This is a genomic window from Actinophytocola sp. (genome assembly GCF_035942955.1).
GTDB lineage: Bacteria > Actinomycetota > Actinomycetes > Mycobacteriales > Pseudonocardiaceae > DASYTH01.
The window spans coordinates 1-22,786 of sequence record NZ_DASZCQ010000010.1 but is presented as its reverse complement, the minus strand read 5'-3'; the positions used below and the strand labels follow the sequence as shown (position 1 = coordinate 22,786).

Sequence of the window (22,786 nt, the reverse complement as noted above, 5' to 3'; positions counted from 1 at the left end):
AATTGAACTAGCCGAGCAAGACGAACACGGCCGCGGTGGCCAGCGACCCGAGGACGAACCCGGTCAGGGTCAGGGTGCCGAAAACCCTTGCCCGGCACAGCAGCCAGGTGATCGCCAGGCAGCTGAGCAGGACGGCGGTGGCGACGGTGGTGGAGTCGGACATGGTCGGGCCCCCTCCCGGCTAGGTTCGGTACTCGATGTCCCGAACGTCGGTGATGAACATGTGGGCCGGCGCGTGGGTGATCGCGAACGGGATCTTCGACTCGATCAGCGCCGCCTGCGGGGTGACCCCGCAGGCCCAGAACACGCAGACGTCGCCGTCCGCGATCTCGATCGGGTCGCCGAAGTCGGGCCTGGCCAGGTCGGCGATGCCCAGCGCGGCCGGCGCACCGACGTGCACCGGTGCGCCGTGCACCGCAGGGACCCGCGCGGTGACCGCGACCGCGGTGGCCACCTGACCGGCCGGGACGGGGCGCATCGACACGACCATGGGTCCGCCGAACCGCCCCGCCGGCCGGCACTTCCGGTTGGTGACGTACATCGGCACGGCCGTGCCGTTCTCGACGTGCCGCAGCGGCACCCCGGACTCGGCCAGCGCCGCCTCGAAGGTGAAGCTGCAGCCGATGAGGAACGTCACCAGGTCCGCCCGCCACACGTGGCTGACCTCGGTCGGCTCCTCGTCGAGCACGCCGTGCCGCCACACCCGGTAGCGGGGGAGATCGGTGCGCAGGTCGGCGTCGGGCGCGAGCACCGTCGTCGCCGACCCGGCATCGGTCACGTCGAGCACCGGGCAGGGCTTGGGGTTGCGCTGCGCGAACAGGAGCATGTCGTAGGCGTGCTCCCGCGGCACCGACACCAGGTTGGCCTGGACGTACCCGTCCGCCCAGCCCGAGGTGGTCGCCACCACCCCGGAGCGGAACGCCGCCCTCGCCTCGGCCGGAGTCGACATGACACCTCCACTTAGGACAGTTCGGCGCCCCGGGTCTCGGGGAGCCAGAACAGCGACACGAACGCCAGCGCGTAGGCCAGCGCGCCGAACGTCATCGCGCCGCCGGTGCCGAACGCGTCGGCCAGGTAGCCGATCGTCGCGGGGAAGGCGGCGCCGACCGCCCGGCCAAGGTTGTAGCTGAAGCCCTGGCCGGCCCCCCGGGCCCGGATCGGGTACAGCTCGGCCAGGTACGACCCGAACCCGCTGAAGATCGCCGATGCGCAGAAGCCGAGCGGAAAGCCGAGATACATGATCGCCGAGCCGGTGCTCGGCGGCAGCTGCGTGTAGAGCACCAGCAGCAGCCCGGAGGCGACGGCGAAGATCCGGAAGGCGTTCTTGCGCCCCAACCGGTCGGTGAGGTAGCCGCCGGTCAGGTAGCCCAGGAATGCGCCGGCGATCAGGAAGAACAGGTAGCCGCCGGTGCCGATGACCGACAGCCCGCGGTCCTTCTTGAGGAAGGCCGGCAGCCAGGTGGCGATCGTGTAGTAGCCGCCCTGGCAACCGGTGGACAGGATGGCGGTGAAGACGGTGATCCGCAGGAGGTCGGGGCGGAAGATCGCGGCGAACGATCCGCGCGCCGCGTGCTGCCGGTGCTCGGTGTAGACCGGGGCGTCGGTCACCTTCATCCGGATGTAGATCACCGCGAGCGCAGGCAGGGCGCCGGTGAAGAACAGGATGCGCCACGCCGTCTGCTCGTCGACGAGGTTGAACACCAGCGTGTACACCAGCACGGCGGCGCCCCAGCCGATCGCCCAGGCGCTCTGGATCACCGCCACGGTCCTGCCCCGATGCCGGGCCGACGCGTACTCGGCGACCAGGATCGCCCCGATCGCCCACTCCCCGCCGAACCCGAACCCTTGCAGGGCACGGAAAACAAGCAGCGTCTCGTAGTTGGGCGCGAGCCCGCACAGCGCGGTGAACACCGCGTAGGCGATCACCGTGAGCATCAGCGTGCGGACCCGGCCGAACTTGTCGGCCAGCACGCCGGCGACCGCCCCGCCGATCGCGGAGCAGACCAGGGTGGTCGTGGCCAGCCAGCCGCTCTGCCCGCTGCTGAGCCCGAACGTCGCGGCGATCGCGGTCAGGCTGAGCGGAAGCACCCAGAAGTCGTACGAATCCAATCCCCAGCCGAGGAACGCGCCGTGCACCGCGCGCTTCCCCTGCGGTGGCAGCTCCCGGTACCAGGCGAGCCGAACCTCCTGGGGCTCCTGCCGTTCCTGTGATTCACGAACCGTGCTCATGACCCACCTCGCTCGTTCGGTGGCTATCCGTGACAGTTGAGGCTAGAGGACCGGAGAGCATCTGACAAGGGGATCGTTCAACGTACGATTGTTGAACGATATGACAAGACCATGATTGAGCGTTAGCTTTGAGGACGACATGTCGGATACGGGAGGCAGCGGTGCCAGCAGGGGATGAATGGGCCGGTCTCGAGCGGGACCGGGCGTTGCTCGACCGCACGAGCATGGCGGAGCGGGTGGCCGGCATCCTCCGCGAACGGATCATGGAAGGTCAGTTCCCGCCCGGCTTCCGGCTGTCCGAGGAGACGATCATCAAGGGCCTCGGCATCTCCCGCAACACCCTGCGCGAGGCGTTCCGCCTGCTGGCCCACGAGAAGCTGCTCGTGCACGAGCTCAACCGCGGCGTGTTCGTCCGCAAGCTGGGCACCGACGACCTCAGCGACCTCTACCGCGTCCGCCGCGTCGTCGAGTGCTCGGCCCTCCGCGAGATCACCGAGATCCCGAAGGCGGCGATGGACCGCCTGTGCGCCGCGGTGACCGACGCCGAGCAGGCCGCCTTCGACGAGCGCTGGCCGGACGTCGGCACCGCCAACCTCCGCTTCCACGAGGCCATCGTGAGCCTCATCGGCAGCCCAAGGGTCGACGAGCTGATGCGCCGCGTGTGGGCCGAGCTACGCCTGGTCTGGCACGTGATGGAGAACCCGCGGATGATCTACGAGCCGTACGTCGCGAAGAACCGGGAGATCCTGGAGCTGCTGCTCACCGGCGACCTCGAGGCCGCGGCCAAGCTGCTCGACGCCTACCTCACCGACGCCGAGGAGCGCCTCGTCGCCGCCTACGCCGACGCGTCCGAACGGTAGCCTCCGGTCCACCCGTCGCGTCTCGCGTGCCCTCGGGACCAAGGTCCCGCGCGGGAGGGACCGCAACCCGTCCCGCGGGGGATCCGCCGCGCGGGGCCGCGCGCGAGGGTTGCGGTATGCGCACCGCAACCGATGACGCGGCGGTCCAGGCGGATCTCCGGTATGGACTGTCCGAAGTGGAGAGCCGGCTGGCCGAGGAGCTCACCGACGTCGACGACGGCTTCCTGACCGAGGGGGCGACGTACCTGATCCGGGCCGGGGGCAAGCGGTTCCGGCCGCGCTTGACCCTCCTGAGTGGACAGTTCGGCGACCACCCGCACCGCAAGGAGGTCATCTCCGCCGCCGTCGTGGTCGAGCTGGTGCACGTGGCCACGCTGTATCACGACGACGTGATGGACCAGGCCACCCAGCGGCACGGCGTGCCGTCGGCCAACGCCGCCTGGGGCAACAGCGTGGCCGTGCTGCTCGGCGACCTGCTGCTGGCCCGCGCCGCCCGGATCGGCGCCGAGCTCGGCGACGAGGCGCTGCGCCTGCAGATCCACACCCTGGACCGGCTGATCCGCGGCCAGCTGCGGGAAACCGTTGGCGCGCAACCGGACGAGGACCCGATGGCGCACTGCCTGAGCGTCATGGCGGACAAGTCGGCATCGCTCATCTCGATGTCGGCACAGTTGGGCGCGCTGGTGGCCGGCGCGGAGCCGCGGGTGTGCGCGGCGCTCGCTCGGTTCGGCGAGCGGCTGGGCATGGCGTTCCAGATCTCCGACGACCTGATCGACATCCGGTCCGGCGCCGCCGAGATGGGCAAGACCCCCGGCGCCGACCTGCGCCAGGGGATCGTGACCGTGCCCATGCTGCACGCGCTGGCCGCGCAAGGGCCCGAGGCCGACCGGCTGCGCACGATCCTGCGGCGTGGTCCGCTCACCGACCCCGAGCCGCACGCCGAGGCGCTCGACCTGCTGCGCCGCTCGCCGGGGCTGGCCATGGCGCGGGCCGACGTCCGGGCGTACGCGGCCAGGGCGCGGGCCCAGCTCGTCGCGCTGCCGCTGATCCCCGCCTGGGCGGCGCTCGAGTCCATGTGCGACTTCGTGGTGGACCGCACCAGCTGAGTTGAACGGCTCGCTCCACAAGCTCCGCTCACGGCTCCGAGCATGATCGCGCGCGCCGTGTCAGGATGCGCGCATGCCAGCAGCGTTCAAGGACCTGGTGCTCGACGCCGCCGACCACCAGGGGCTCGCCGACTTCTGGTGTGCCGCCATGGGGTACCGGCGGCACGACGAGCTGGACCCGCCCGAGGACGGCTGGGTGCGGCCGGTCGACTGGCCGGTGCCGATCGCCGACCCCGCCGGCCGGGGACCGCTCATCTGGATCCAACCCGTTCCCGAGGCCAAGACCGTCAAGAACCGCATGCACCTCGACGTCCGCGGCGACGTCGACGAGCTGGTCGGCCTCGGCGCCACGATCGTGCGCCGCCGCGACGACGAGATCGAGTGGGACGTGCTGGCCGACCCGGAGGGCAACGAGTTCTGCGTGTTCGCCCCCGAGGGCACGTGACCGCGCTGGAGGCGGTCGCCGTGGTCCTGGCCGGGGTGTTCGCCGGCGGGATCAACACGGTGGTCGGCTCCGGCACGCTGGTCACCTTCCCGGTCCTGCTGGCCGTCGGCTACCCGCCGGTGGTGGCCAACGTGTCGAACGGAATCGGCCTCGTGCCCGGCTCGGTCAGCGGGGCGGTGGGCTACCGCCGCGAGCTGACCGGCCAGATCGGCCGGCTGCTGCGGCTCGGCTCGGCGGCCATGCTCGGCGGCATCGCGGGCGCGGTGCTGCTGCTCGTGCTTCCGCCGAGCGCGTTCGAGACGATCGTCCCCGCGCTGATCATGCTGGCCCTTGTGCTGGTCGTGCTGCAGCCGTGGCTGGCCCGCAAGCTCGCCGCCACGCAGGAGGACCGGCACCCGCACGGCGGGCTCCCGCTGCTGCTCGCGATCGTCGGCACCGGCGTGTACGGCGGCTACTTCGGCGCCGCGCAAGGCGTTCTCATGCTCGCGTTGATGGGCATCCTGATGGACGAGACCCTGCAGCGAATCAACGCGGTGAAGAACGTGCTGGCCTCGCTGGTGAACCTGACGTCGGGCCTCGTGTTCGTGTTCGTCGCGGACGTGGCCTGGCTGGCCGTGCTGCTGCTCACGGTCGGCTCGATCGCCGGGGGCCTGCTCGGCGCCAGGGTGGGCCGGCGGCTGCCGGCGGCGTGGCTGCGCGGGGTGATCGTGGTCGTCGGGATGGCGGCCGTCGTGCAGTTGCTCGCCGGATGAACCTGGCATCCTTTCCCGCGTGACCAACGCGGTGCACCTGTCGCACGCCGAGTTCGACATCGTCTGGGAGCTGCTCGGTCTCGGCGAGCACCCGTACCCGATCAGCGTCCCGAGCTTCGGCGCGACCATGGACGAGCGGGCCGCGCTGCGCGACCGGGTGCTCCGCGAGCTGGCCGAACGGGGCCTGCACGACGGGCGGGAGCTGCACCCGCGCCTGGAGGACCTGCTGGTCATGTTGGTGCGCAACAGGTTCACCATCGACGGCCAGCTGGCCGTTGGCCGGCACCTGCGGGTCCTCGCGGCCGGGCGGGGTGACTACGGCCTGCTCGCCGTGCTGACCGACGACGATCTGCGCCTTGAGCCGGTGCGCGGCGGTGCCGTGGTGAGCGCGGTGGTCGCGTTGCTGCCGGATGAGAAGCCGGGGCCGGGCGGTCCGGTGACGCTGCCGAGCGCGCTGTTCGGCGAGGCCGCGGAGGCCTACGAGGGCAGCGGGTACCTCGGCTTCGAGCGGGTCATGCAGCGCGGCGGCATCACCGGACGCGGCCTGCGCACGCTGAGCACGCTCGTCGAGTCCGGCCGGCACGGCGGCGGCCAGCTCGCCGCCAACAGCGTCGACCGGGTGGGCCGGCGCACCCGGTCGGCCGTGCTGAACTGGTTCGACACCGAGGCCGGCCGGTACGTGGTGTACGCCGAGCGCCGCCGGGACCGCGAGGAGTGGCTCACCTTCACGCCCGGCGACGCGCAGCGGATCGCCCAGCGGCTGACCGATCTGGTGGCCAGCGTGAACCCGTAGCCCGGCGTGTAGAAACGTATGGCATGAGCATTGGTACTCCGGACGTGTTGTGGCGCCCCGACCCGTCGCGCGTGGGACGCAGCCGGATGGTGGCCTTTCGGGACTGGCTGCGGGCCGAGCGCGGCCTCGACTTCGGCGACTACGACGCGCTGTGGGCGTGGTCGACCAGCGACATCGAGGCGTTCTGGGGCGCGGCGGCGGAGTTCCTCGGCGTGCGGTTCCACCAGCCGCCGTCGCGGATCCTCGGTGCGGCCACGATGCCGGGCGCGCAGTGGTTTCCCGGCGCCACGCTGAACTACGCCGAGCACGCGCTGGGTCCGGGGCCGGGCAAGGGCGACCATGACCTAGCCGTGCTGTTCCACCGTGAGGACGGGCTCGCCGAGAAGGTCAACTTCGGGGAGCTGCGGCGCCAGGTGGCCGGTGCGCGGGCCGGGCTGGTCGCGCTCGGCGTGCGCCGCGGCGACCGGGTGGTCGCGCTCGCGCCCAACACACCGCGCACGCTGGTGGCGTTCCTGGCCGCGGCGAGCCTCGGCGCGGTCTGGTCGTCCTGCTCACCGGACTTCGGTGCCAGGGCCATCGCCGACCGGTTCACCCAGATCGAGCCAACCGTGCTGATCACCGTGGACGGGTATGTCTACAACGGACGCACGTTCGACGTCCGGTCCACGGTGGAGCAGCTGCGCTCCGGCATCCCGAGCCTGAAGGCCACGGTGCTGATCCCATACCTTTCGGACGAGGCCACGCTGCCGGACGGGCCGCATCCGGTGGTGCGCTGGGACGATCTGGTGCGGCACGAGGGATCGCTCGAGTTCGAACCGGTCCCGTTCGACCACCCGCTGTGGGTGCTCTACTCGTCCGGCACCACCGGGCTGCCGAAGGGGATCGTGCAGGACCACGGCGGGATCGTGTTGGAGCACCTGAAGATGCTGGCGCTGCACTGCGATCTCGGGCCGGGGGAGCGGTTCTTCTGGTTCACCACCACCGGCTGGATGATGTGGAACTTCCTGATCTCCGGACTGCTGGTCGGCGCCACGATCGTGCTCTACGACGGCAGCCCCGGGCATCCCGACCTCGGCGCGCTGTGGCGGCTGGCCGAGTGGACCAGGGTCACCTACTTCGGCACGTCCGCGCCGTTCATCCAGTCCTGCCTCAAGCAACACCTCCAGCCCGCGCGGTCGCACGACCTGTCCGCGTTGCGGGCGATCGGCTCCACCGGCGCGCCGCTGACGCCAGAGGGCTTCCGCTGGATCGCCGACGAGATCGGGCACGGCGTGCAGATCTGCTCGGTGTCGGGCGGCACGGACCTGTGCACCGCGTTCGTCGGCTCCGCGCCGGACGTCCCGGTGTGGCTCGGCGAGCTGTCCTGCCGCGCGCTCGGCGCCGCCGTGTTCGCCTACGACGACGAGGGGCGGCCGGTCACCAACGCCGTGGGCGAGCTGGTGATCACGCGGCCGATGCCGTCGATGCCGGTGTTCTTCTGGAACGACCCCGACGGCGCCCGGCTGCACGAGGCCTACTTCGACACCTATCCGGGCGTCTGGCGGCACGGCGACTGGATCATGATCACCGACCGCGGCTCGGCGGTCATCTACGGCCGCAGCGACTCCACGCTCAACCGCGGCGGCGTTCGCATGGGTACCAGCGAGTTCTACCGCGTCGTGGAGGGCTTCGACGAGATCGTCGACTCGCTGGTGATCGACACCTCCGGCGCCGGCCAACCCGACGGTGAGCTGCTCTGCTTCCTGGTCCTCGCCCCGGGCGTCGAGCTGTCCACTGTGGAGCCTCGGCTGCGCGCCGAGCTGCGCAGCGGGCTGTCTCCCCGGCACGTCCCCAACCGGTTCATCGTGATCGACGAGGTTCCGCGCACCCTCAACGGCAAGAAGTGCGAGGTCCCGGTGAAGAAGATCCTGGCCGGCGTCGCCCCCGACCGCGCGGTCAGCCGCGACGCCCTTGCCAACCCCGACTCGCTGACCCCGTTCCTCGGCCTGGCCAAGACCTGACGGCTAGCGTCCGACGGCGTACCCCTGCATTCCCCTTGGGTTCGCCGCCGCGCGCAGCATCCCGTCGTCGTCACGCGTCACCGCCGACAGCCGGCCAAGCGACCACGGCTCGGACCGGACCACCCGGTGGCCGCGCCGTTCCAGCTCCGCGACCGCCGCACCGTCCACACGCGACTCCACGACGATCTCGCCGGGCGCGCTCTGCCGCGGGTAGAACGACGACGGGAACGCCGTGGTGTGCCAGGCCGGCGCGTCGATGGAGGCCTGCAGGTCCATCCCGAACGCCGCGTGGTTGAGGAAGAACCCGAGCTGCCACTGGTCCTGCTGGTCGCCGCCCGGCGTGCCGAACGCCATCGCCCGCCCGTCCCGGCGGGCGAACGACGGGGTGAGCGTGCTGCGCGGCCGCTTGCCGGGCTCCAGCGAGGCGGGCAGGCCCTCCTCCAGCCAGAACATCTGCGCCCTGGTGCCGAGGCAGAACCCGAGCCCGGGCACGGCCGGTGAGCTCTGCAGCCAGCCCCCGGACGGCGTCGCCGAGATCATGTTCCCCCACCGGTCGGCCACGTCGATGTGGCAGGTGTCGCCGTACTGGGACACCGTCGGCTCACCAAGCCCGCCGGTGCGCACCAGCGGGATGACCGGCGCTCGGTGCTCCGTCAGGTACCGCGGTAGTCGCGGAGGTGTGGTGTCGGGCGAGCCCGGCCGCAGCTCCAGGCTGGCCTGTTCGGTGACCAGCGCCGCCCGCCGGCGCGCGTAGTCGGGCGACAGCAGGGCGTCGAGCGAAACCCCGGGGACGTCGCCGTACCACGCCTCCCGGTCGGCGAAGGCGAGCTTGGCCACCTCGGTGATCCGGTGCACCAGCTCGGCACTGCCGGGTGCCGGTAGCTCGCCAAGCGCCTCCAGCATCGCCAGCTGCTGCAGCAGCACCGGCCCCTGGCACCACGGCCCCACCTTGTAGACCGTCCAGCCGTGGGTGTCCAGGCTGACCGGCGTCTCGTAGCCGGGCCGCCAGCCGGCGCAGTCGTGGCCGGTGAGCAGGCCGGTGTGCCGCTCCCCGGAGTCGTCGAGCACCGGCGTCCGGCAGAACTTGTCGATCGCCTCGGCGACGAACCCCTCGTACCAGGTCTTGATCGCGGCGTCGAGCTGCGCCTCGCGGCCCGGCCCGGCCGCCTCCGCCTCGTCCACCAGCCTTTGGTACGTCGCGGCCAGCGGCCGGTTGCGCAGCGGCTGGGCGACCGGCAGCCACAGCTCCGCCGACGTCGTCCACTCCTCGGCGAACAGCCGCTCGACCGCGCCGATCGTCTCCAGCACCCGCGGCACCGCGTGGTGCCCGCCCTCGGCGTACCCGATCGCGTAACTCAGGATCTCCCCGATCGGCTTGGTCCCGTGATCCCGCAGCAGGGTGAGCCAGGCGCCCACCGCCCCCGGCACCGTGGCCGCCAGCAGCCCCGTGCCGGGGACCAGCTCGAGACCCAGCGCGTGGAACTGCTCGATGGTCGCCGCCCGGGGGGCCACGCCCTGCCCGCACAGCACCCTCGGCTCGGGATCGCCGGAGCCGACGAAGATCGCCGGCACCTCCCCGCCCGGCCCGTTCAGATGCGGCTCCACCACGTGCAGCACGAACGCCGCCGCCGTGGCCGCGTCGAACGCGTTGCCCCCTCGCTCCAGCACCGCCATCCCCGTCGACGACGCCAGCCAGTGAGTGGACGCCACCATCCCGAAGGTCCCGGTCAGCTCAGGCCGTGTGGTGAACACCACCCCACGCTAGCCTGCCGCGGTGACCGCCGGGGAACTGTGGAGGTGCCCGAGCTGCGGGCGTACCTTCGCCAACCGCAACCAGACCCACACCTGCGCCCCGCCCGGTGACCTCGACACCCACTTCGCCGGCAAGGCCCCCGCCGTCCGCGCCTGCTTCGACCGCATCCTCGCGGTGGTCACCGCGCTCGGCCCGGTCACCGTCCTGCCCGAGAAGACCCGCATCGCCCTGCACGTCCGGATGAGCTTCGCCGCCTTCACCCCGCGCATCCACTGGCTCGACGGCCACCTCGTCCTGGCCCGCCGGGTGGACCTCCCCCGGTTCCGCAAGATCGAGGTCTACTCTGCGCACAACGTCCTGCACGCCCTGCGTCTGACCGACCCCGCCGAGGTCGACGATGAGCTATCGTCCCTGCTCAGCGAGGCCTACCAGGTCGGAGCCCAGCGGCACCTCCGCCGCTAGCCGAAGCCGCTTTGCCCGTCGGCCCACCCGCCTTGTACGCTGTCGCCCCGGGAGGCTTCGCCTAGTCTGGTCTATGGCGCCGCACTGCTAATGCGGTTGGGGGCAACACCCCCTCCCGGGTTCAAATCCCGGAGCCTCCGCCAAACTGAACATGCGCCCGTAGCTCAACGGATAGAGCATTTGACTACGGATCAAAAGGTTAGGGGTTCGAATCCCTTCGGGCGCGCCACATCACACCGCAGAGAGACCACCATCTAGCTGCGGTTTCTGATTCTCAGGGGTATCACCTCCTCGTGTGGATAACCCGGCAACCGCCTCGTGGGTGCCCGATGGGTGCCCGAGCGTTCCGCGGGGTGCCCGGGGGAGGATGGCGGCGGTCGCCTCGGCAGCGGCCTGGGCCACTTGGGGGAGCACCGATGTGTAAAGGTCGCTCGTGGTGGCCAGCGCGCTGTGGCCGAGAGTGCTCTGGATGATCTTCAAGTCGATCCCGGCGGCGAGCATCAGCGTGGCGGCTGTGTGCCGGGTGTCGTGCAGCCGGAGCGGTGGCAGGCCGGCTGCGGTGTAGAGCTTCTCGAACTGGTCACCAATCCAGCTCGGTCGCAGCGCCGACCCGTTCGGCCGAGTGAACACCTTGCCCGACTCGACCCACGCACCGCCGAGCCGCAGCCGTTCCTTCCGCTGCCGTGTCCGGTGCGCGCGGAGCAACTGGACCGTCTCGGCGTCGAGCGGGATAGTCCGCTCACCGGCCGCGGACTTCGGCGCCCCTTCCTCGATCTCGTACTCGACTTCCGTCAGTTGCATGCTGACCGTCAAGGTGGCGGCATCGAGGTCGATCTCCGTCCAGGGCAGGCCGGCCAGTTCGCCACGGCGCAGGCCGCGCTTGACGGCCAAGTGCCACAGCGGTTCGAAGTCCGGGTCTTGCTCGGCGACGTAGTCCAGGAAGGCGCCAGCCAGCGTGGGCGTCCACACCATCACCGGACTCGGACGCAGGCCGGTGCGCCGCCACTCCTCGACCCGCTCGGCGGTCCAGATGATCGGTCGAGGCTTCTTGGCCGGGATCTGCCAGTGCGACGCCGGGTTGAAGGTGCACCGCTGCTGCGTGATCGCGTCGTTAATCGCTGCACGAAGCGTCGCCCTAATACGTTGCCGACTGGTCGGTCCGACCGGTCGCCGGAACGGCGGCATGGCGTCCAGTTGCTCCCTTAGGCGGCGCTTCTCGGCTCGCTTGCTGGTGGCCTTGATCTGCGCCAGCAGCGTTCGCCGATCCTCATTGGCCGCCACGATCGCATCATTGGCGTCGAGGATCTTGTTGTCCATCTCGACCAGATGGCCGACCGTGAGCCGGTCGATCCGGATGTGGCCGATCAGCGGTTTGAGGTACATCCGAACGTGGCCCTCGTAGAACACCGCCGTGGCGCGCCGATGGCTGCCCTGCTCCTGCTTCAGCCAGTTGTCCAGCCAATCTCCGACCGTGAGCTTCTCCGTGAGGTCCTGCCCGGACTTCAGCTTCCTGCGCACCTCATCGAGACTCGGGATCGGCTCGTCCTTCCCCAGTCCATCCAGCATCACGGCGATGGCGTCGCCGTCCTCCTCGGTCTTGCCGAGGGCGAGGAGTGCGCGCACTGCGTCCAGGTCGGCCTGTGCGTCCTCCTGAGTGCGGTAGCCGGTGCGGCGGAAAGTTCGCCGGCGCCCTTCAGCGGTAGTCCGGAGTTCTTGCCGCAGCTGCCATGAGCCGTGGCCGCGCCTGGTTAACTTCGGGCATCTCGCCCCGAGGTCTCGACCGTTCTCGTCGCGGCATCTGCACCGACGACGGACACTGCCGGCGTTCATTAGCGTCCATCCTCCGCTTCCAGCTGTTGAAGCTCGTTTTCGGCCCGCTTGTAGTTGGCGACGGCCTTCAACCATTCTTGTTCTGCTTGCGCAAACCGTTCCTTCACCGCTTCGTCAAAGCGATTACGACCGCGCATTGCCTTTTTCGCGCTTGCGTAACGCTCGCGCTTGAGCTGTAGAGCGTTCACGGCCTGCCTATGGGCCACGCGTGCCAGAACTGAGCGCTCGTGTGGCTTTTGGTCGGCAAGATCAACGAACGAGCCTACCTGAACCACCCTCTCAGAACCCTGTGGTCCCGTCAGAGTCGGGATATGCCTACCAGACGTAGCAAAGAGTCGTTGGTATTCATCGACGCTAATGTCGCTCAGATATGTGAGTTCGGTCGGCAGCTCCGGTATAGGCCAGTCGGTGTTTTGAACGAAATGCCGCCGCATCATCAGTATTTGCGTGTCGAGTTCAGTAATCTGTTCGGCGACCTGTGTGCGCCTTTCTTTGGCGATCTCCCACTGAGATTTCAGGCTGTCGTCTTCTAGAATGCCCGTCAGGTGGCGAAAATTTTCTCCCTCAGCCATCCTCGCTTTGATTGTGCTCCGATACGCTCGAAGATATCCAATCGCCGCCGTTGCATCTATCCACAGCAACGCGGCTGAACGAGTGTCCTCGTCGGGTACGTGGCCTACGATAGTCGATTTAATGCGCTCGATAGTACGCCAGTCGTTCATATCCTCGCCAGCAAACCAGCGAAGTGCCACGTCTGTTGTCAATCGCGTGTTGGGTGTGAGTTCGACTTCCCGCTCATCCGGATACGGGACAATAAGCAAGATTGGCGGAATGTTGAGAGCCAAAGCAATGACCACGAGTTCGTCAATAGTGACCAGCCGACGACGGATTCCGTCCTTGCGTCGCCCGCTCTCGATGTTGGTGAACGACTCGGCGGTCAACTTCGGCATGCCGAGCTTGGCGCATTCCTCAGCAAGACGATCACGACTCCAACCGCGGTGCCTTCGCCACGTTGTGATCATCTCCCCGACAGTGTCGCTGAGCACCTCTAGGCCACTCCCGTCCCTGCTAGTCCCGGTTCGTACCGCGTCGAATGTACACGTTCGCTCCAGTTGGCGGTCAAGGGCGCGTCGAGTCGACGTCTTGCGCGCGTGTGTCGGGTTGACGTGGTGCGGGACAGCGACGTACCGTCAGATCGACGCACTGTATAGGACGCCAAGGAACTCAGAGGGACCATGCCACTGCACTGGGCGTCGAAATGACATTGATCGATCCTATCGGCGAAAAAGTGACGTCAGATCGACACGACTACGGAGAGTGTAGATGACGAGGATTACAACGTCAGCCGATAGATCGGTGCCGACCCTCGATGAGATTCGGCGCTGGCCAGCGACGGTTGACGTCGTGCAGGCCGGTCGTGCCATCGGACTCGGCCGCAACGGTGCATATGAGGCGGTCAAACAGGACCGGTTTCCGGTCCGGGTGCTCAAGATCGGCAACCGCTTGCGTGTTGTGACGGCCGAGTTGGTGGCACTGCTGGAAGCGGTGCCCAGCTCGAGCGCCACGACTGACCCTGCAGCTTAAGGCGGTCGCCGTGACCGCTAACTCCCCCAACAAGAAGGGGCCGGCCGACAGCTTCCAGGCACTCGGCGCGACCCCTGTCGAACAACGAGGTGACCCGATGTCGACATCAACAACCCTACCAGCAACCCCGCACGTAGATGCTGGTCAGGCGGCGCCCACGCCGCCGGCCGATGCCGCGGTTCGCCGTGCGGTGCGCGGGCTGAGACAAACGCTCGGCCACCAGACCGAGGCGTTCCTGGAGTGGCTCCGCAGCCCCCACGCCGCCGCGTGGGCAAGTCCATATGCCGCGGACCAGCGCCTTGGTGACGGCGGCGGCACGGTTCAGGTACTCCTCCGGCCGGGTCAGGTGCGGTTCGTCCTACGTCGGCACGGCGCCGCGGTGCCGGTGGTCGACGACATCCTGTCGCCGGACGAGGCCCGCGACTGGGCCGAGGCCCTCGAGTCCGCCGGGGACGGCGGGTTCCAGGACCTGGCCGCCGCCCTCCAGAGTGCCGCCGACGCAGCTGAGGCCGGTGGCGACCGATGAAGATCCACATATTCACGCGGCGCCGGGAGGAGCTCGACGAGTTGCGGGCCGAGGTCGCCGTCCTGCGCCGCGATCTTGAGGGCGTGCTCGCCGACCTCGCGCTGCGGGAGGCCTTCGACCGCGTCCGCCGCACCCATGGCGGTGAGCCGTGATCTACGACCGCGAGTGGGCCAAGCAGGTGCTGGTCCAGACGGCCACCCCACCCGACCGCAAGATCCAGCAGATCAAAGACCTGCAGGCGGCGGCCGGGCCGGGGAACCTTGGCTTGAAGGAAGCCAAGAACCTGGTCGATCAGGTTCAGGATCAGGGTGTTCGAGAGTTGACGTCGGCCGAGAGGGCGCTCGGTGCCGAGTACCGCGTTGCGCTGCACGCCCGGATCGCCATCGACCACGACCTTGAGCCGGGCCGGAACCGGGGCATGAACCTGGCAGACGTCCGCAACTTCATCGCCGGCACCGGGCGGTTGACCGAGGCGGAGCGGGAGAACCTGCTGGCGGACATGGACGCGGTGTTCGAGCGCCTGCACGCAATCAGCGGCAGCTTGGAGAAGGTCGGCAGCGCGATCGAGGAACGACTCGGTAGCCGCCGGCCCTCGCCGGACGGAGGTGTCCAGTGACACCGCTGTCTGCCAGGGTCACCGCTCCCTGCACGGCGGCGGCGTGTGACAACCAGGCGGCGCTCGTGTACCGCCGGATGCGCGCTCGGCCGCTGATCACCGAGTCTGAACTCGTGACGCTCGAACGCGCGAAGTACTCCGGCCCTGGCGAGCCGCTGCCTGAGTCACGGGGGGTGGAGCGGTGAGCGACCCGATCACGGGACTTGCCGAGCTGCTGGAGCAGGCCCGACAGCGGCTGGCGTTGCATCCGTGCGCCATCGAGGAGAACAAGGACGACGATCCGCCGGTCTCCTCGCGCCTGGTTGATCACGTGGTGTCCAACCTCACCCAGCTCCGCGAGGTGCATCGGGAGTCGGACGCTGACACCGATGCCTACTGGGTGCCGGCCGTCCCGTCCTACCTCGACGAGGACGGCGACGAAGTATGGAGCCAGTGGGAAGGGGCGGCCGCCGAGAAACTGCGCCGGATGGCTGCCTTCGCGATCGTCGTGGCGGCTCTGCATCGCAGCGCATACGAGGAGCAGCTCATAACTGCGCTCGTCGCCTTGGAGGCGGCTGACTCCGCGGAGCGCGAAAGGTGTGGCGCTGATTCCACACCTTCCCCGGGGGTGGCGCGGTGACCGACGAGCTGGAGCTGTTTGCCGTCGGCCAGGGGACGGACCTCACCGCGCCCGAGGCACGCGCCGAGCGAGACCGGTACGGGGATCGCACGGACGTGCTGGACAAGGTGAAAGCGCTCCGGCTCCTACCGAACGGCGTGCACCTCACGGCCGAGCTGGTGGCCGACTACTACGAGGTCCCCACCGACACGGTCAAGAAGTTGGTGCAGCGCAACCGCGAGGAGATGGAGGCCAACGGCTACCGGCTCCTCGTCGGGGCGGAACTCAGGGACATGTTGTCCCTGAGTCGGATGGATGCTCGGACCCCTCACCTGGGGGTGTTCGACCGGCGGGCGGTCGTCCGGGTGGGACTGTTGCTGCGCGACTCGCCCATCGCTCGTCGGGTTCGTGACGCCGTACAAGATGGGTACGACGCTGCCGGCCTGCCGGATCTGTCCGACCCGCTGCTCGCGCTCCAGCAGGTGAGCGTCCAGTTGTCGACGGCGATCAAGCTGGCGCTCGCCGAGCGGCAGCGCGCGCAGGTGGCCGAGGCCCGCGCGGCCGAGCTTGAGCCGCTGGCCGAGGGCTACAGGCATTTCCTGGAGTCGGACGGCACGGTGAAGTGGGCCAACGCCTGCGATCACCTCGGGGTGGCCCCGAACCTCTTCGGTGCGTACCTGCGGGAACGGAAGATCCTGATTACCGACGAGTTCACCGTGGACCGCGACGGGGTGGAGGAGAAGCGCCAGGGCGAGCGGCACAACCGGCCGTATGCGGACTTCAAGCACTGGTTCGCGTTCCCGGCCTACGGCGAGTCCGAACGACTTGACCATGTCCCAGTCCACCGGCGGTACGACCGCCGGGTGACCTCGGCCGGCATGGACGGTCTGCTGCGGGTCCTCAAGCGACACGTCGTCGAGTGCGGACGGTGCTCTCTGTGCGCCTCGGTCCACCGCAACAAGCCCACGGTGTACGCCGCATGGCGACCCGAACCTCCGCAGCGTCAGATTGGAGCCTGACCATGATCGAGGAACTGGCGCGCGAGTTGGCGCGGCTCGACGTCGACATGGACCCGGAGGAGTTCCTACCGGATCCCACCAAGATCGAAACCGAGCACATCACCGGCGATGCGTGCCTGATCTGCCGAGGTGAGGTGACCGCCGACAACGCGACGGTCGTCGGGCTGTGGGGCAGTAAGCCTGGCCCGAACGGCGAAGGGCACATCTGGGCTTGCGTCCCGGACTGCGCGCTCGAGTGCCTTGCCTTGCAGGACAAGGTCCGTGGTGTTGAGCCCCCAGAGGATCGCTCCTACGCCGCCGTCCACAAGCACTACTGCGACAATTTCCCGCTCTACCGCGAGTACTGGGCGGTCGTCGAGGAGCACAGCGACCAGGACGCGCCGATCACCGTGGACCGCGGCGGGATCTCCACGGTCGACGCGGCCCGGATCGCGCTGGAGCGCATCGGCAAGCCCGCCCGGGATGCGGACGATGCCCACTGGGCGTACGCCTACGTCCGGCAACTCGGCGACGAGGTAGCCGCCATGGCCGATCCCGCCACGCCGACGATCACATCGGTGCTGCTGGACCATTTCCTGCCATCGTGGGGCCGGATCCCCACTCTGAAGGAGTGGCTGGCCGAGCCCGAGGTGGAGCAGAACGACACCGCCGACCAGATCGCCGAACGGCTGGCTTCGGCCGGCCTGATCGGACGCGTCGTCAAGGACGCTCTGCCCGCGCTGCTGGTCGAGGTGATCGAGGAGGACGCCCGGTTGCGAGCCACCCGGCGACACGACGCGGAGCTGGACCGTGAGCGGATGCTGCACGCCCGCGGCGAGTTCGACAAGAGTGCCTTCCCTCGCGGTGCCTTCCTGGGCCTGCCCGTGGACGAGAGGGGTGACGGTGAGCTGGGAGGCCGTGCAATGGGCGCTGAGGGACGCGCCGATGTTGAGGACTGAGGCCAACAAGTTCGACACCACCGCCCGGCTCGTGCTCGTTGCTCTGGCCGAGGTTGGGCGCGGGAAGCCGTGCCGGTCGTTCCCGGCTCTGGCCACGCTGCGGCTGTACACCGGGCTTGACCGGCGGTCCATTCAGCGTGCGCTCGGCCGGCTTTCGACCGCTGGCCTGATCAAGGCGGTCGGCAAACGGCAGGACGTCACCGTGTGGCAACTGGACCTGTCGCTGAAGCGACCAGACAGCGACCTCGCGGACCTTGAGGCCGAAGTGGAGACCGCCCGGCTGGACGAGCAGAAGCGATGGAAGCGGCGCAGCGCAAGCCGCTCCGGGACGGAAAGTCCGGAGTCCACGTCCGTCTCCGGGACGGAGAATCCCGGAGAGGAGGGCGACTCCGGGACTTTGCACCCCGACTCCGGGACGCAGAACCCGCACTCCGGGACTTTAAGTACCGGACTCCGGGACGCAACGCCGCCCAGAACCGATGAGGAACCGGTGAATGAACCGGTAGTGAGTGAACCAGTTCCGCCAGAAGCGGCGGACGCTGACGCGCCGCGCGGCGGGGACGAGCCCGACGTCATCGAGGCTGAGATCGTCGAGGACGACGAGGGATTGTTCGACTCCTCGGCATCATCCATAGCGGCCAAGCCGAAGACGAAGCGGCGCGCCCGGAAGGTGGACCTGGAGAAGGATCGGCGGCAACAGCAGGCACACGACCTCGCCGACCGCTACTACCGGTCCAAGAACCGGATGGTCAAGTTCATGGCCGTCCGCGGTGTCGTGGTCAAGGCGCTGGAGAACTACCCCTACGAGGTGGTGTTCGAGGGCGTGAAGCGGATGGCCACACAGGACCGCAACCGCCCGTTCACCCTCGACACCTTGCGCGAGGCGATCGAGCGCAACTGCGGCGTCCTCCCGGCCACCGGGCGAGGCAATGACCCGCTGGCGCAGTTCGCGCCCGGCGACCAGATCCAGATCCGCACCGAGTTCCTGAAGACCCGACCGAACTGGGAACGGCTGTCCACCTACGGCATCACACCCGCCAACGCCCACCTGCTCGGCTACACCCACCAAGCGTCGTAGGAGTTCTCCGTGAACGAGATCACCAGATACACCAACCACCACAGACCAGCCGCGACCGATGGAACCTCGCTCGCCGTCCGGTGCGATGTGGACACCGACGGCGCACTCGACCTGTTGCAGTTCGTGGCACGTTGGGACAACCGCAAGCCGAGCCGGGCCATGGCCGAGGCATGGGCCACCTCGGCACAGCTGGCCGGCTGGACCGAAGGCGAGGCAAAGGAGGCGATCGCCTACCTGGCAACCCATGTGCGGGAGTACCTCACGCCGGCCATGGTCACTGCCCGGATCGAGTCGCAGCGGCACCGCGCCCGGCTGGCCGACGACGGCTGCAACGAGGACGGCACCCGCCGGGTCAGTTTCGCCGCCGCCCTGCAGGTGTGGCGGGACGCCTTCCGCTCGGTCGGGCCGCATCCCTCCGCCGAGCAGGAAGCGAAAGCTGCGGAGCTGCTGGAGCAGATGCTCGACGGCGCCGGGGATCCACTCGTCGTGCTTACCGCCGCGACGCTCGCCGGCCGGCGGGTGTCCCCGCGAATCGACTGGGTACTCGAGAAGATCGCGAACGGCAAGGAGCATGCAACGTTCGTCGACCGCATGCCGATCTGTCCGGTCGAGTTCATCCGGGACAACCAGCTCGACGTCGAGTTCGCGGTGAGGCACGCTGACTTCCCGGCCGCCTGGCGGGTGTACGACCCGCTGACCGTGCTCGGCGTTCCGGAGCGACAGTTCGAGGACTACCTGCCGGCCTGGCGCCACTACCGCGCCGTGGACAAGGTCCCCGACCACGCCCCGACACCCCGCGACCTTCCGGAGTGGGTGGTCGAGCACTTCGCCGACACGCGGCACCGGTCCTGGAGAGACAACCAGCTACACGGCGACTACGGCCTGACGCAGGAGGGGCTGGAGGCCGAAGCCGAGCAGTACAGGACGGCCAAGAACAGCGTCATCGATTGGCTCCGCCAGGACCAGCAGCGCTGGGAACGTGAGCGGTTGGTCCACGTCCGGGCTTGGTACGCCGCGCACCCGCATCGTCGCCGTGCCCTGGAGTCGCCGCTCGATTCGACCAACGCCGCCTGGTGGGACAACTGATCATGAAGGACATCGACTGGGACCACATGCGCCAGCAGCTCGAGGCCGCACAGCGGGTCAAGCAGCGGCTCGATCAGATCGTCCGCCGCGCCGCCAGACCAGCGATCGTCGGCATCGTCCTGAGCACCATCGGCTTGACGGCGGCGCTGTGGTCCCACATCGCGCCCGGTCTGCACTGGACAGCACACCTGGCCGCCGTCCCCGCCGGTGCCGTGTTCGGCTACGGCCTCGTGCGCGTCGCGATGGCCGTGGACACCTGGCTCACCACCCGGAGGTCAGCGTGAGCGACCTGGGGGCCGTCTTGCGTAGCGCGTCTCGTCCGGGGAAACCCGGAACGGCCGGATCATCGGTGGGGCCGACGGGTTCCGCGGCTGGGTGGTTCGCCTCGGATCCACAGTTCAAGATCGTCGCGGTGGATACGCCATGGGCTGTTGGCGGCAGTCTGGTAGCCCTTCAGTCCGGATTTCCAGCGAGTGCTGAAGCCGGTGCGCAGCGCTCGATACAAGGTCTCCTCGCCGCGCCGCGTGTAGGCCGCAGCCTCCTTGATCGTCATCCAGGGCGATACAGCTGTGGGAGGGGCCTTGGGAGCAGCCGCACTCGGCGTCGCGACATCCTCGGCTGGAACGAGCCGTGCCTCCTCAATCCGCTCGGTGACCCGAGCTACAACTTGCTCAACGACGAGGTTCAGCGCCAGGGCAATGCCGCGTGCGAGTTCGGCGACTTCGCTGTCGGTGAACAGCTTCGAGCGACCAGGTGCGTCCACAGCCGGAGCCTATCGGCGAGTCGATCTTGTACGTCGAAGAGGTGCGGAACCGTCCACCGGCTGGTCGAGCAGTGGAGAACGGTGTGAGCAAGAGCTACAAGCGCGGGCGGGCGCTTTGCTCGACGCCGGTGTGCGGCAACCCGACCCCGCGAGAGGCGTTCCTTTGCACGACGTGCCGCGAGGTGCTGGAGCGCGACCTGGCCACGGTGCCCGCGCTCATTGAGGAGTTGCACATCACGCTGGCCCGACTGGACTCCTTCGCCCCGAGCGGTCAATTCAGCGACGCCGGCGCGCTGCTGCACAAGCCGCGGGCCGGGGAGGCGCTATGGGTGTTGACCAACGCCATCACCACATGGACGAGGCTGTTCTGCGAGCACTATGGCGTGCGCACCACGGAGGAGTTCGCTCGGGCAGCGGAAGGCGTGACCGCTTCGGCCGCTATCACCTCGGCGGCCGCGAAGTGGCTGTTACGTCGCGTACGCTCGGTGGCCATGCATCCCGCTGCGGGCGAGGCGGTCGACGAGATCGGCTCGGCGGTGGAGCTGGCCTATTCGGTGATCGACCGGCCGCCGGATCTGTTACCCGCCGGCCAGTGCGGCTACCTCGGCTGCACGGCGATCCTGTACGCCGAGCCGGATGCACGCACGATCACTTGCCGCGTGTGCGGTTCGGACCACGACGCTGCGGAGCGTCGAGCGTGGATGGACGAGTCGGCCGCCGAGCAACTCCTGACGGCCACTGCTGCCCTGTTGTGGGTCAAGCTGATCGCCGGGTGGACAATTCCGCCCGGCACGTGGCGGCGCTGGCTGTCCAATGGCGAGATCGTCGCGCAAGATCGTGACCATGTCGGCCGACCCATCTACAGGTTCGGCGACGTGCAGGACCGTGCCACTCGGTGGGCGCAACACAAGCAGCAGCGTGTCGCAAGTTGACAATGGGCTGACCTGCAGCGAACATGTGCTTAGTCACCATCGGTGATCTGTGAGATCGGGTCACCAGTGTCAATAGCTTGAAACCCCCAATGCCACCTCCCCGGCCTTGGGGGTTCGGCATGCAACTCCTGGCCAGCGCTGGGGCTGCCTTCCGGTCGCTACAGTTGAGCAGGGCAGGCACGATCGCTGCATGATGAAGGACAGGGAGTTCATCGAGACTGTTCTCGCAGCAATCGAGAAGCGAGAGCGGGCCACGCGGGAACCGCAAAACGCGGTCGATCAGGTCGCCGGGCCTGACGCTGTGGCGAGAGCGTGCCAGGCACAGCGGGAGCTCGTGGAGGCATACGTTCGAGCACTGGCCGACGCCGAATCCGCGAGAAACGTGGTGCGAATGATCGCACTGCGTGACTACGGCATCGACGTCAACGACTGACGATCACCCGGCCGCCATGCGGAGACCCGTGCCACGCAGGTAGTAGTCGTACACTCATCCTGCCGATCGGACACGAAACAGCCGAGCGACCCGTCGTCCAAGGTATTGCCCACTACCTTCGACTACGACGACGAACCACCCGGCCGCCGTGCGGGAACCGCTACAACTCGAGCAACGCCCGTAGCGTAAGAGCGAGTAACCCGGCCGACATCGCAGCGGCCGGGCTGTTGCTCACTAGTGCAACGAACTCAGCCACGAGTGCCGTAGCGACCAAGGCACGCACAAGCTGACGCTTCGGGTCCGGATCTTCTTCCGGTGTTCCATGTGTATCCAAATCGCTCATCGTCGCTCCTGTCTGCCCGAGTTGCCAAAGGTTGCGGCGCTCCTCAGTGTCGAGGACTGACAAAACCGGTCCACGCCAAACACGGTGCCAATGAGTGGTTTTCGTCCGTTCGAGTGCGCGACAACCACCTTTGACCTGCGTAAACGGCGAATGGCATCGGGGTCAGTGTCACGTGCCGTTGACAGTGCCTGGGGGTAGGGGAGGGAGCGTCGAGACGGGCTGGCGGAGGCCAGGAGGAAGGCTCCCGCGCCAGTTTTACTTACGGCTCTGACCTGCGGAAACGTGAGAGGGCGGCCGTGTGGCTCGTGGGGATGGTCGGGAGGGCCCGTTCTCGGAGCTGTACCGGTCTTCGGCGTGGCGTCGGATCCGACACCGCCGCTGATCCCGAGTGAGCAGAAACTGACGCATCCGTTCCCCGGGGAGGTGCACGGTGGATATGCGCATCGCCTGGCCGATCTACCTCGTCGGTGCCTTCCTGGACTTCTTGATCCTGGAGGTGTACGCCCTGGCCACGGGCAAGCAGACCCTCACCCAGTGGACGCAGGTCCTGGTCGGGGTTGGGTCGATGCGCCCCACCTGGTGGATCGCGGCGTCGCTCGGCGCGCTGCTGCTGCTGTGGTTGTGGGTGCACCTGTTCACG

General features: G+C 68.6%; 27 protein-coding genes and 2 tRNA genes. 22 read left to right on the top strand and 7 right to left on the bottom strand.

Annotated elements, in window-relative coordinates; translation table 11 throughout:
• Nucleotides 1-7: 7 nt before the first annotated feature.
• From VGX25_RS00725 to VGX25_RS00715, 3 genes are read right to left on the bottom strand one after another with little or no spacing between them, the layout of a single operon-like run.
• On the bottom strand, nt 8-163 hold the full coding sequence (locus tag VGX25_RS00725; RefSeq protein ID WP_326915523.1) for a hypothetical protein: 156 nt from the start codon (nt 161-163) through the stop codon (nt 8-10).
• Between the two features lie 18 nt (nt 164-181).
• Nucleotides 182-949 (bottom strand): putative hydro-lyase, encoded by a 768-nt coding sequence (locus VGX25_RS00720; protein WP_326915522.1) that lies wholly within the window; start codon nt 947-949, stop codon nt 182-184.
• Between the two features lie 11 nt (nt 950-960).
• Complete coding sequence (locus VGX25_RS00715) at nt 961-2,229, bottom strand: MFS transporter (protein ID WP_326915521.1); 1,269 nt, start codon at nt 2,227-2,229, stop codon at nt 961-963.
• Nucleotides 2,230-2,390: 161 nt separating this feature from the next.
• Here VGX25_RS00715 and VGX25_RS00710 point away from each other — a divergent pair, with 161 nt between their 5' ends.
• The 6 genes from VGX25_RS00710 to VGX25_RS00685 all read left to right on the top strand — a co-directional run bounded on the left by VGX25_RS00710 (nt 2,391) and on the right by VGX25_RS00685 (nt 8,185).
• The gene (locus VGX25_RS00710) at nt 2,391-3,089 is read left to right on the top strand and encodes a GntR family transcriptional regulator (RefSeq protein WP_414635696.1); all 699 of its coding nucleotides are present in this window, start codon (nt 2,391-2,393) and stop codon (nt 3,087-3,089) included.
• A 116-nt stretch (nt 3,090-3,205) separates the two neighbouring features.
• Entirely contained in the window at nt 3,206-4,195 is a 990-nt protein-coding gene (locus VGX25_RS00705; protein ID WP_326915520.1) for a polyprenyl synthetase family protein, read from the top strand.
• A 73-nt stretch (nt 4,196-4,268) separates the two neighbouring features.
• A complete protein-coding gene (locus tag VGX25_RS00700) occupies nt 4,269-4,640 on the top strand; it encodes a VOC family protein (RefSeq protein WP_326915519.1) in 372 nt (123 codons plus the stop codon).
• On the top strand, nt 4,637-5,392 hold the full coding sequence (locus VGX25_RS00695) for a sulfite exporter TauE/SafE family protein (RefSeq protein WP_326915518.1): 756 nt from the start codon (nt 4,637-4,639) through the stop codon (nt 5,390-5,392). The genes VGX25_RS00700 and VGX25_RS00695 overlap by 4 nt, the downstream gene beginning before the upstream one ends.
• A gap of 19 nt (nt 5,393-5,411) precedes the next feature.
• A complete protein-coding gene (locus tag VGX25_RS00690) occupies nt 5,412-6,185 on the top strand; it encodes an ESX secretion-associated protein EspG (RefSeq protein ID WP_326915517.1) in 774 nt (257 codons plus the stop codon).
• Between the two features lie 23 nt (nt 6,186-6,208).
• Nucleotides 6,209-8,185: an acetoacetate--CoA ligase gene (locus VGX25_RS00685; RefSeq protein WP_326915516.1), complete on the top strand. Its 1,977-nt coding sequence runs from the start codon at nt 6,209-6,211 to the stop codon at nt 8,183-8,185.
• Nucleotides 8,186-8,188: 3 nt separating this feature from the next.
• Here the strand turns inward: VGX25_RS00685 and VGX25_RS00680 are convergent, their stop codons facing one another.
• Nucleotides 8,189-9,937, bottom strand: coding sequence for a gamma-glutamyltransferase family protein (locus tag VGX25_RS00680; RefSeq protein WP_326915515.1), 1,749 nt, complete (start codon nt 9,935-9,937; stop codon nt 8,189-8,191).
• Nucleotides 9,938-9,959: 22 nt separating this feature from the next.
• Between VGX25_RS00680 and VGX25_RS00675 the strand changes: the two genes are divergently transcribed.
• The 3 genes from VGX25_RS00675 to VGX25_RS00665 all read left to right on the top strand — a co-directional run bounded on the left by VGX25_RS00675 (nt 9,960) and on the right by VGX25_RS00665 (nt 10,629).
• Nucleotides 9,960-10,400: a DUF5655 domain-containing protein gene (locus VGX25_RS00675; RefSeq protein WP_326915514.1), complete on the top strand. Its 441-nt coding sequence runs from the start codon at nt 9,960-9,962 to the stop codon at nt 10,398-10,400.
• 50 nt (nt 10,401-10,450) lie between these two features.
• A tRNA-Ser gene (locus tag VGX25_RS00670) sits at nt 10,451-10,543 on the top strand.
• A gap of 10 nt (nt 10,544-10,553) precedes the next feature.
• Nucleotides 10,554-10,629: transfer RNA gene (locus tag VGX25_RS00665), tRNA-Arg, on the top strand.
• Between the two features lie 2 nt (nt 10,630-10,631).
• Here VGX25_RS00665 and VGX25_RS00660 read toward each other — a convergent pair.
• A complete protein-coding gene (locus VGX25_RS00660; protein ID WP_326915513.1) occupies nt 10,632-12,023 on the bottom strand; it encodes a site-specific integrase in 1,392 nt (463 codons plus the stop codon).
• A gap of 206 nt (nt 12,024-12,229) precedes the next feature.
• Entirely contained in the window at nt 12,230-13,252 is a 1,023-nt protein-coding gene (locus VGX25_RS00655) for a hypothetical protein (RefSeq protein ID WP_326915512.1), read from the bottom strand.
• A 334-nt stretch (nt 13,253-13,586) separates the two neighbouring features.
• Here VGX25_RS00655 and VGX25_RS00650 point away from each other — a divergent pair, with 334 nt between their 5' ends.
• The 10 genes from VGX25_RS00650 (at nt 13,587) to VGX25_RS00605 (ending at nt 19,959) form a co-directional block, all read left to right on the top strand.
• Entirely contained in the window at nt 13,587-13,814 is a 228-nt protein-coding gene (locus tag VGX25_RS00650; protein WP_326915511.1) for a DNA-binding protein, read from the top strand.
• 190 nt (nt 13,815-14,004) lie between these two features.
• Complete coding sequence (locus VGX25_RS00645; RefSeq protein WP_326915510.1) at nt 14,005-14,340, top strand: hypothetical protein; 336 nt, start codon at nt 14,005-14,007, stop codon at nt 14,338-14,340.
• On the top strand, nt 14,337-14,492 hold the full coding sequence (locus VGX25_RS00640; RefSeq protein WP_326915509.1) for a hypothetical protein: 156 nt from the start codon (nt 14,337-14,339) through the stop codon (nt 14,490-14,492). Before VGX25_RS00645 ends, VGX25_RS00640 begins: the two co-directional genes overlap by 4 nt.
• Nucleotides 14,489-14,956, top strand: coding sequence for a hypothetical protein (locus VGX25_RS00635; RefSeq protein ID WP_326915508.1), 468 nt, complete (start codon nt 14,489-14,491; stop codon nt 14,954-14,956). The genes VGX25_RS00640 and VGX25_RS00635 overlap by 4 nt, the downstream gene beginning before the upstream one ends.
• Before the next feature lie 181 nt (nt 14,957-15,137).
• Nucleotides 15,138-15,575, top strand: a complete 438-nt coding sequence (locus VGX25_RS00630; protein ID WP_326915507.1) for a hypothetical protein — start codon at nt 15,138-15,140, stop codon at nt 15,573-15,575.
• Nucleotides 15,572-16,573 (top strand): phage antirepressor KilAC domain-containing protein, encoded by a 1,002-nt coding sequence (locus VGX25_RS00625; protein WP_326915506.1) that lies wholly within the window; start codon nt 15,572-15,574, stop codon nt 16,571-16,573. Before VGX25_RS00630 ends, VGX25_RS00625 begins: the two co-directional genes overlap by 4 nt.
• 2 nt (nt 16,574-16,575) lie before the next feature.
• A complete protein-coding gene (locus tag VGX25_RS00620; RefSeq protein WP_326915505.1) occupies nt 16,576-17,511 on the top strand; it encodes a hypothetical protein in 936 nt (311 codons plus the stop codon).
• Nucleotides 17,498-18,589 (top strand): hypothetical protein, encoded by a 1,092-nt coding sequence (locus VGX25_RS00615; RefSeq protein ID WP_326915504.1) that lies wholly within the window; start codon nt 17,498-17,500, stop codon nt 18,587-18,589. The genes VGX25_RS00620 and VGX25_RS00615 overlap by 14 nt, the downstream gene beginning before the upstream one ends.
• A gap of 9 nt (nt 18,590-18,598) precedes the next feature.
• Complete coding sequence (locus VGX25_RS00610; protein ID WP_326915503.1) at nt 18,599-19,675, top strand: hypothetical protein; 1,077 nt, start codon at nt 18,599-18,601, stop codon at nt 19,673-19,675.
• On the top strand, nt 19,663-19,959 hold the full coding sequence (locus tag VGX25_RS00605) for a hypothetical protein (protein ID WP_326915502.1): 297 nt from the start codon (nt 19,663-19,665) through the stop codon (nt 19,957-19,959). Before VGX25_RS00610 ends, VGX25_RS00605 begins: the two co-directional genes overlap by 13 nt.
• 59 nt (nt 19,960-20,018) lie before the next feature.
• Here the strand turns inward: VGX25_RS00605 and VGX25_RS00600 are convergent, their stop codons facing one another.
• The gene (locus VGX25_RS00600; RefSeq protein WP_326915501.1) at nt 20,019-20,438 is read right to left on the bottom strand and encodes a helix-turn-helix domain-containing protein; all 420 of its coding nucleotides are present in this window, start codon (nt 20,436-20,438) and stop codon (nt 20,019-20,021) included.
• An 83-nt stretch (nt 20,439-20,521) separates the two neighbouring features.
• On the opposite strand from VGX25_RS00600, the gene VGX25_RS00595 reads away from it, so the two are divergent.
• From VGX25_RS00595 to VGX25_RS00585, 3 genes are all read left to right on the top strand, one after another.
• On the top strand, nt 20,522-21,370 hold the full coding sequence (locus VGX25_RS00595) for a hypothetical protein (protein ID WP_326915500.1): 849 nt from the start codon (nt 20,522-20,524) through the stop codon (nt 21,368-21,370).
• 190 nt (nt 21,371-21,560) lie between these two features.
• On the top strand, nt 21,561-21,803 hold the full coding sequence (locus tag VGX25_RS00590; RefSeq protein ID WP_326915499.1) for a hypothetical protein: 243 nt from the start codon (nt 21,561-21,563) through the stop codon (nt 21,801-21,803).
• A gap of 773 nt (nt 21,804-22,576) precedes the next feature.
• The coding region (locus tag VGX25_RS00585) for a hypothetical protein (RefSeq protein WP_326915498.1) at nt 22,577-22,786 on the top strand (210 nt) is incomplete at its 3' end.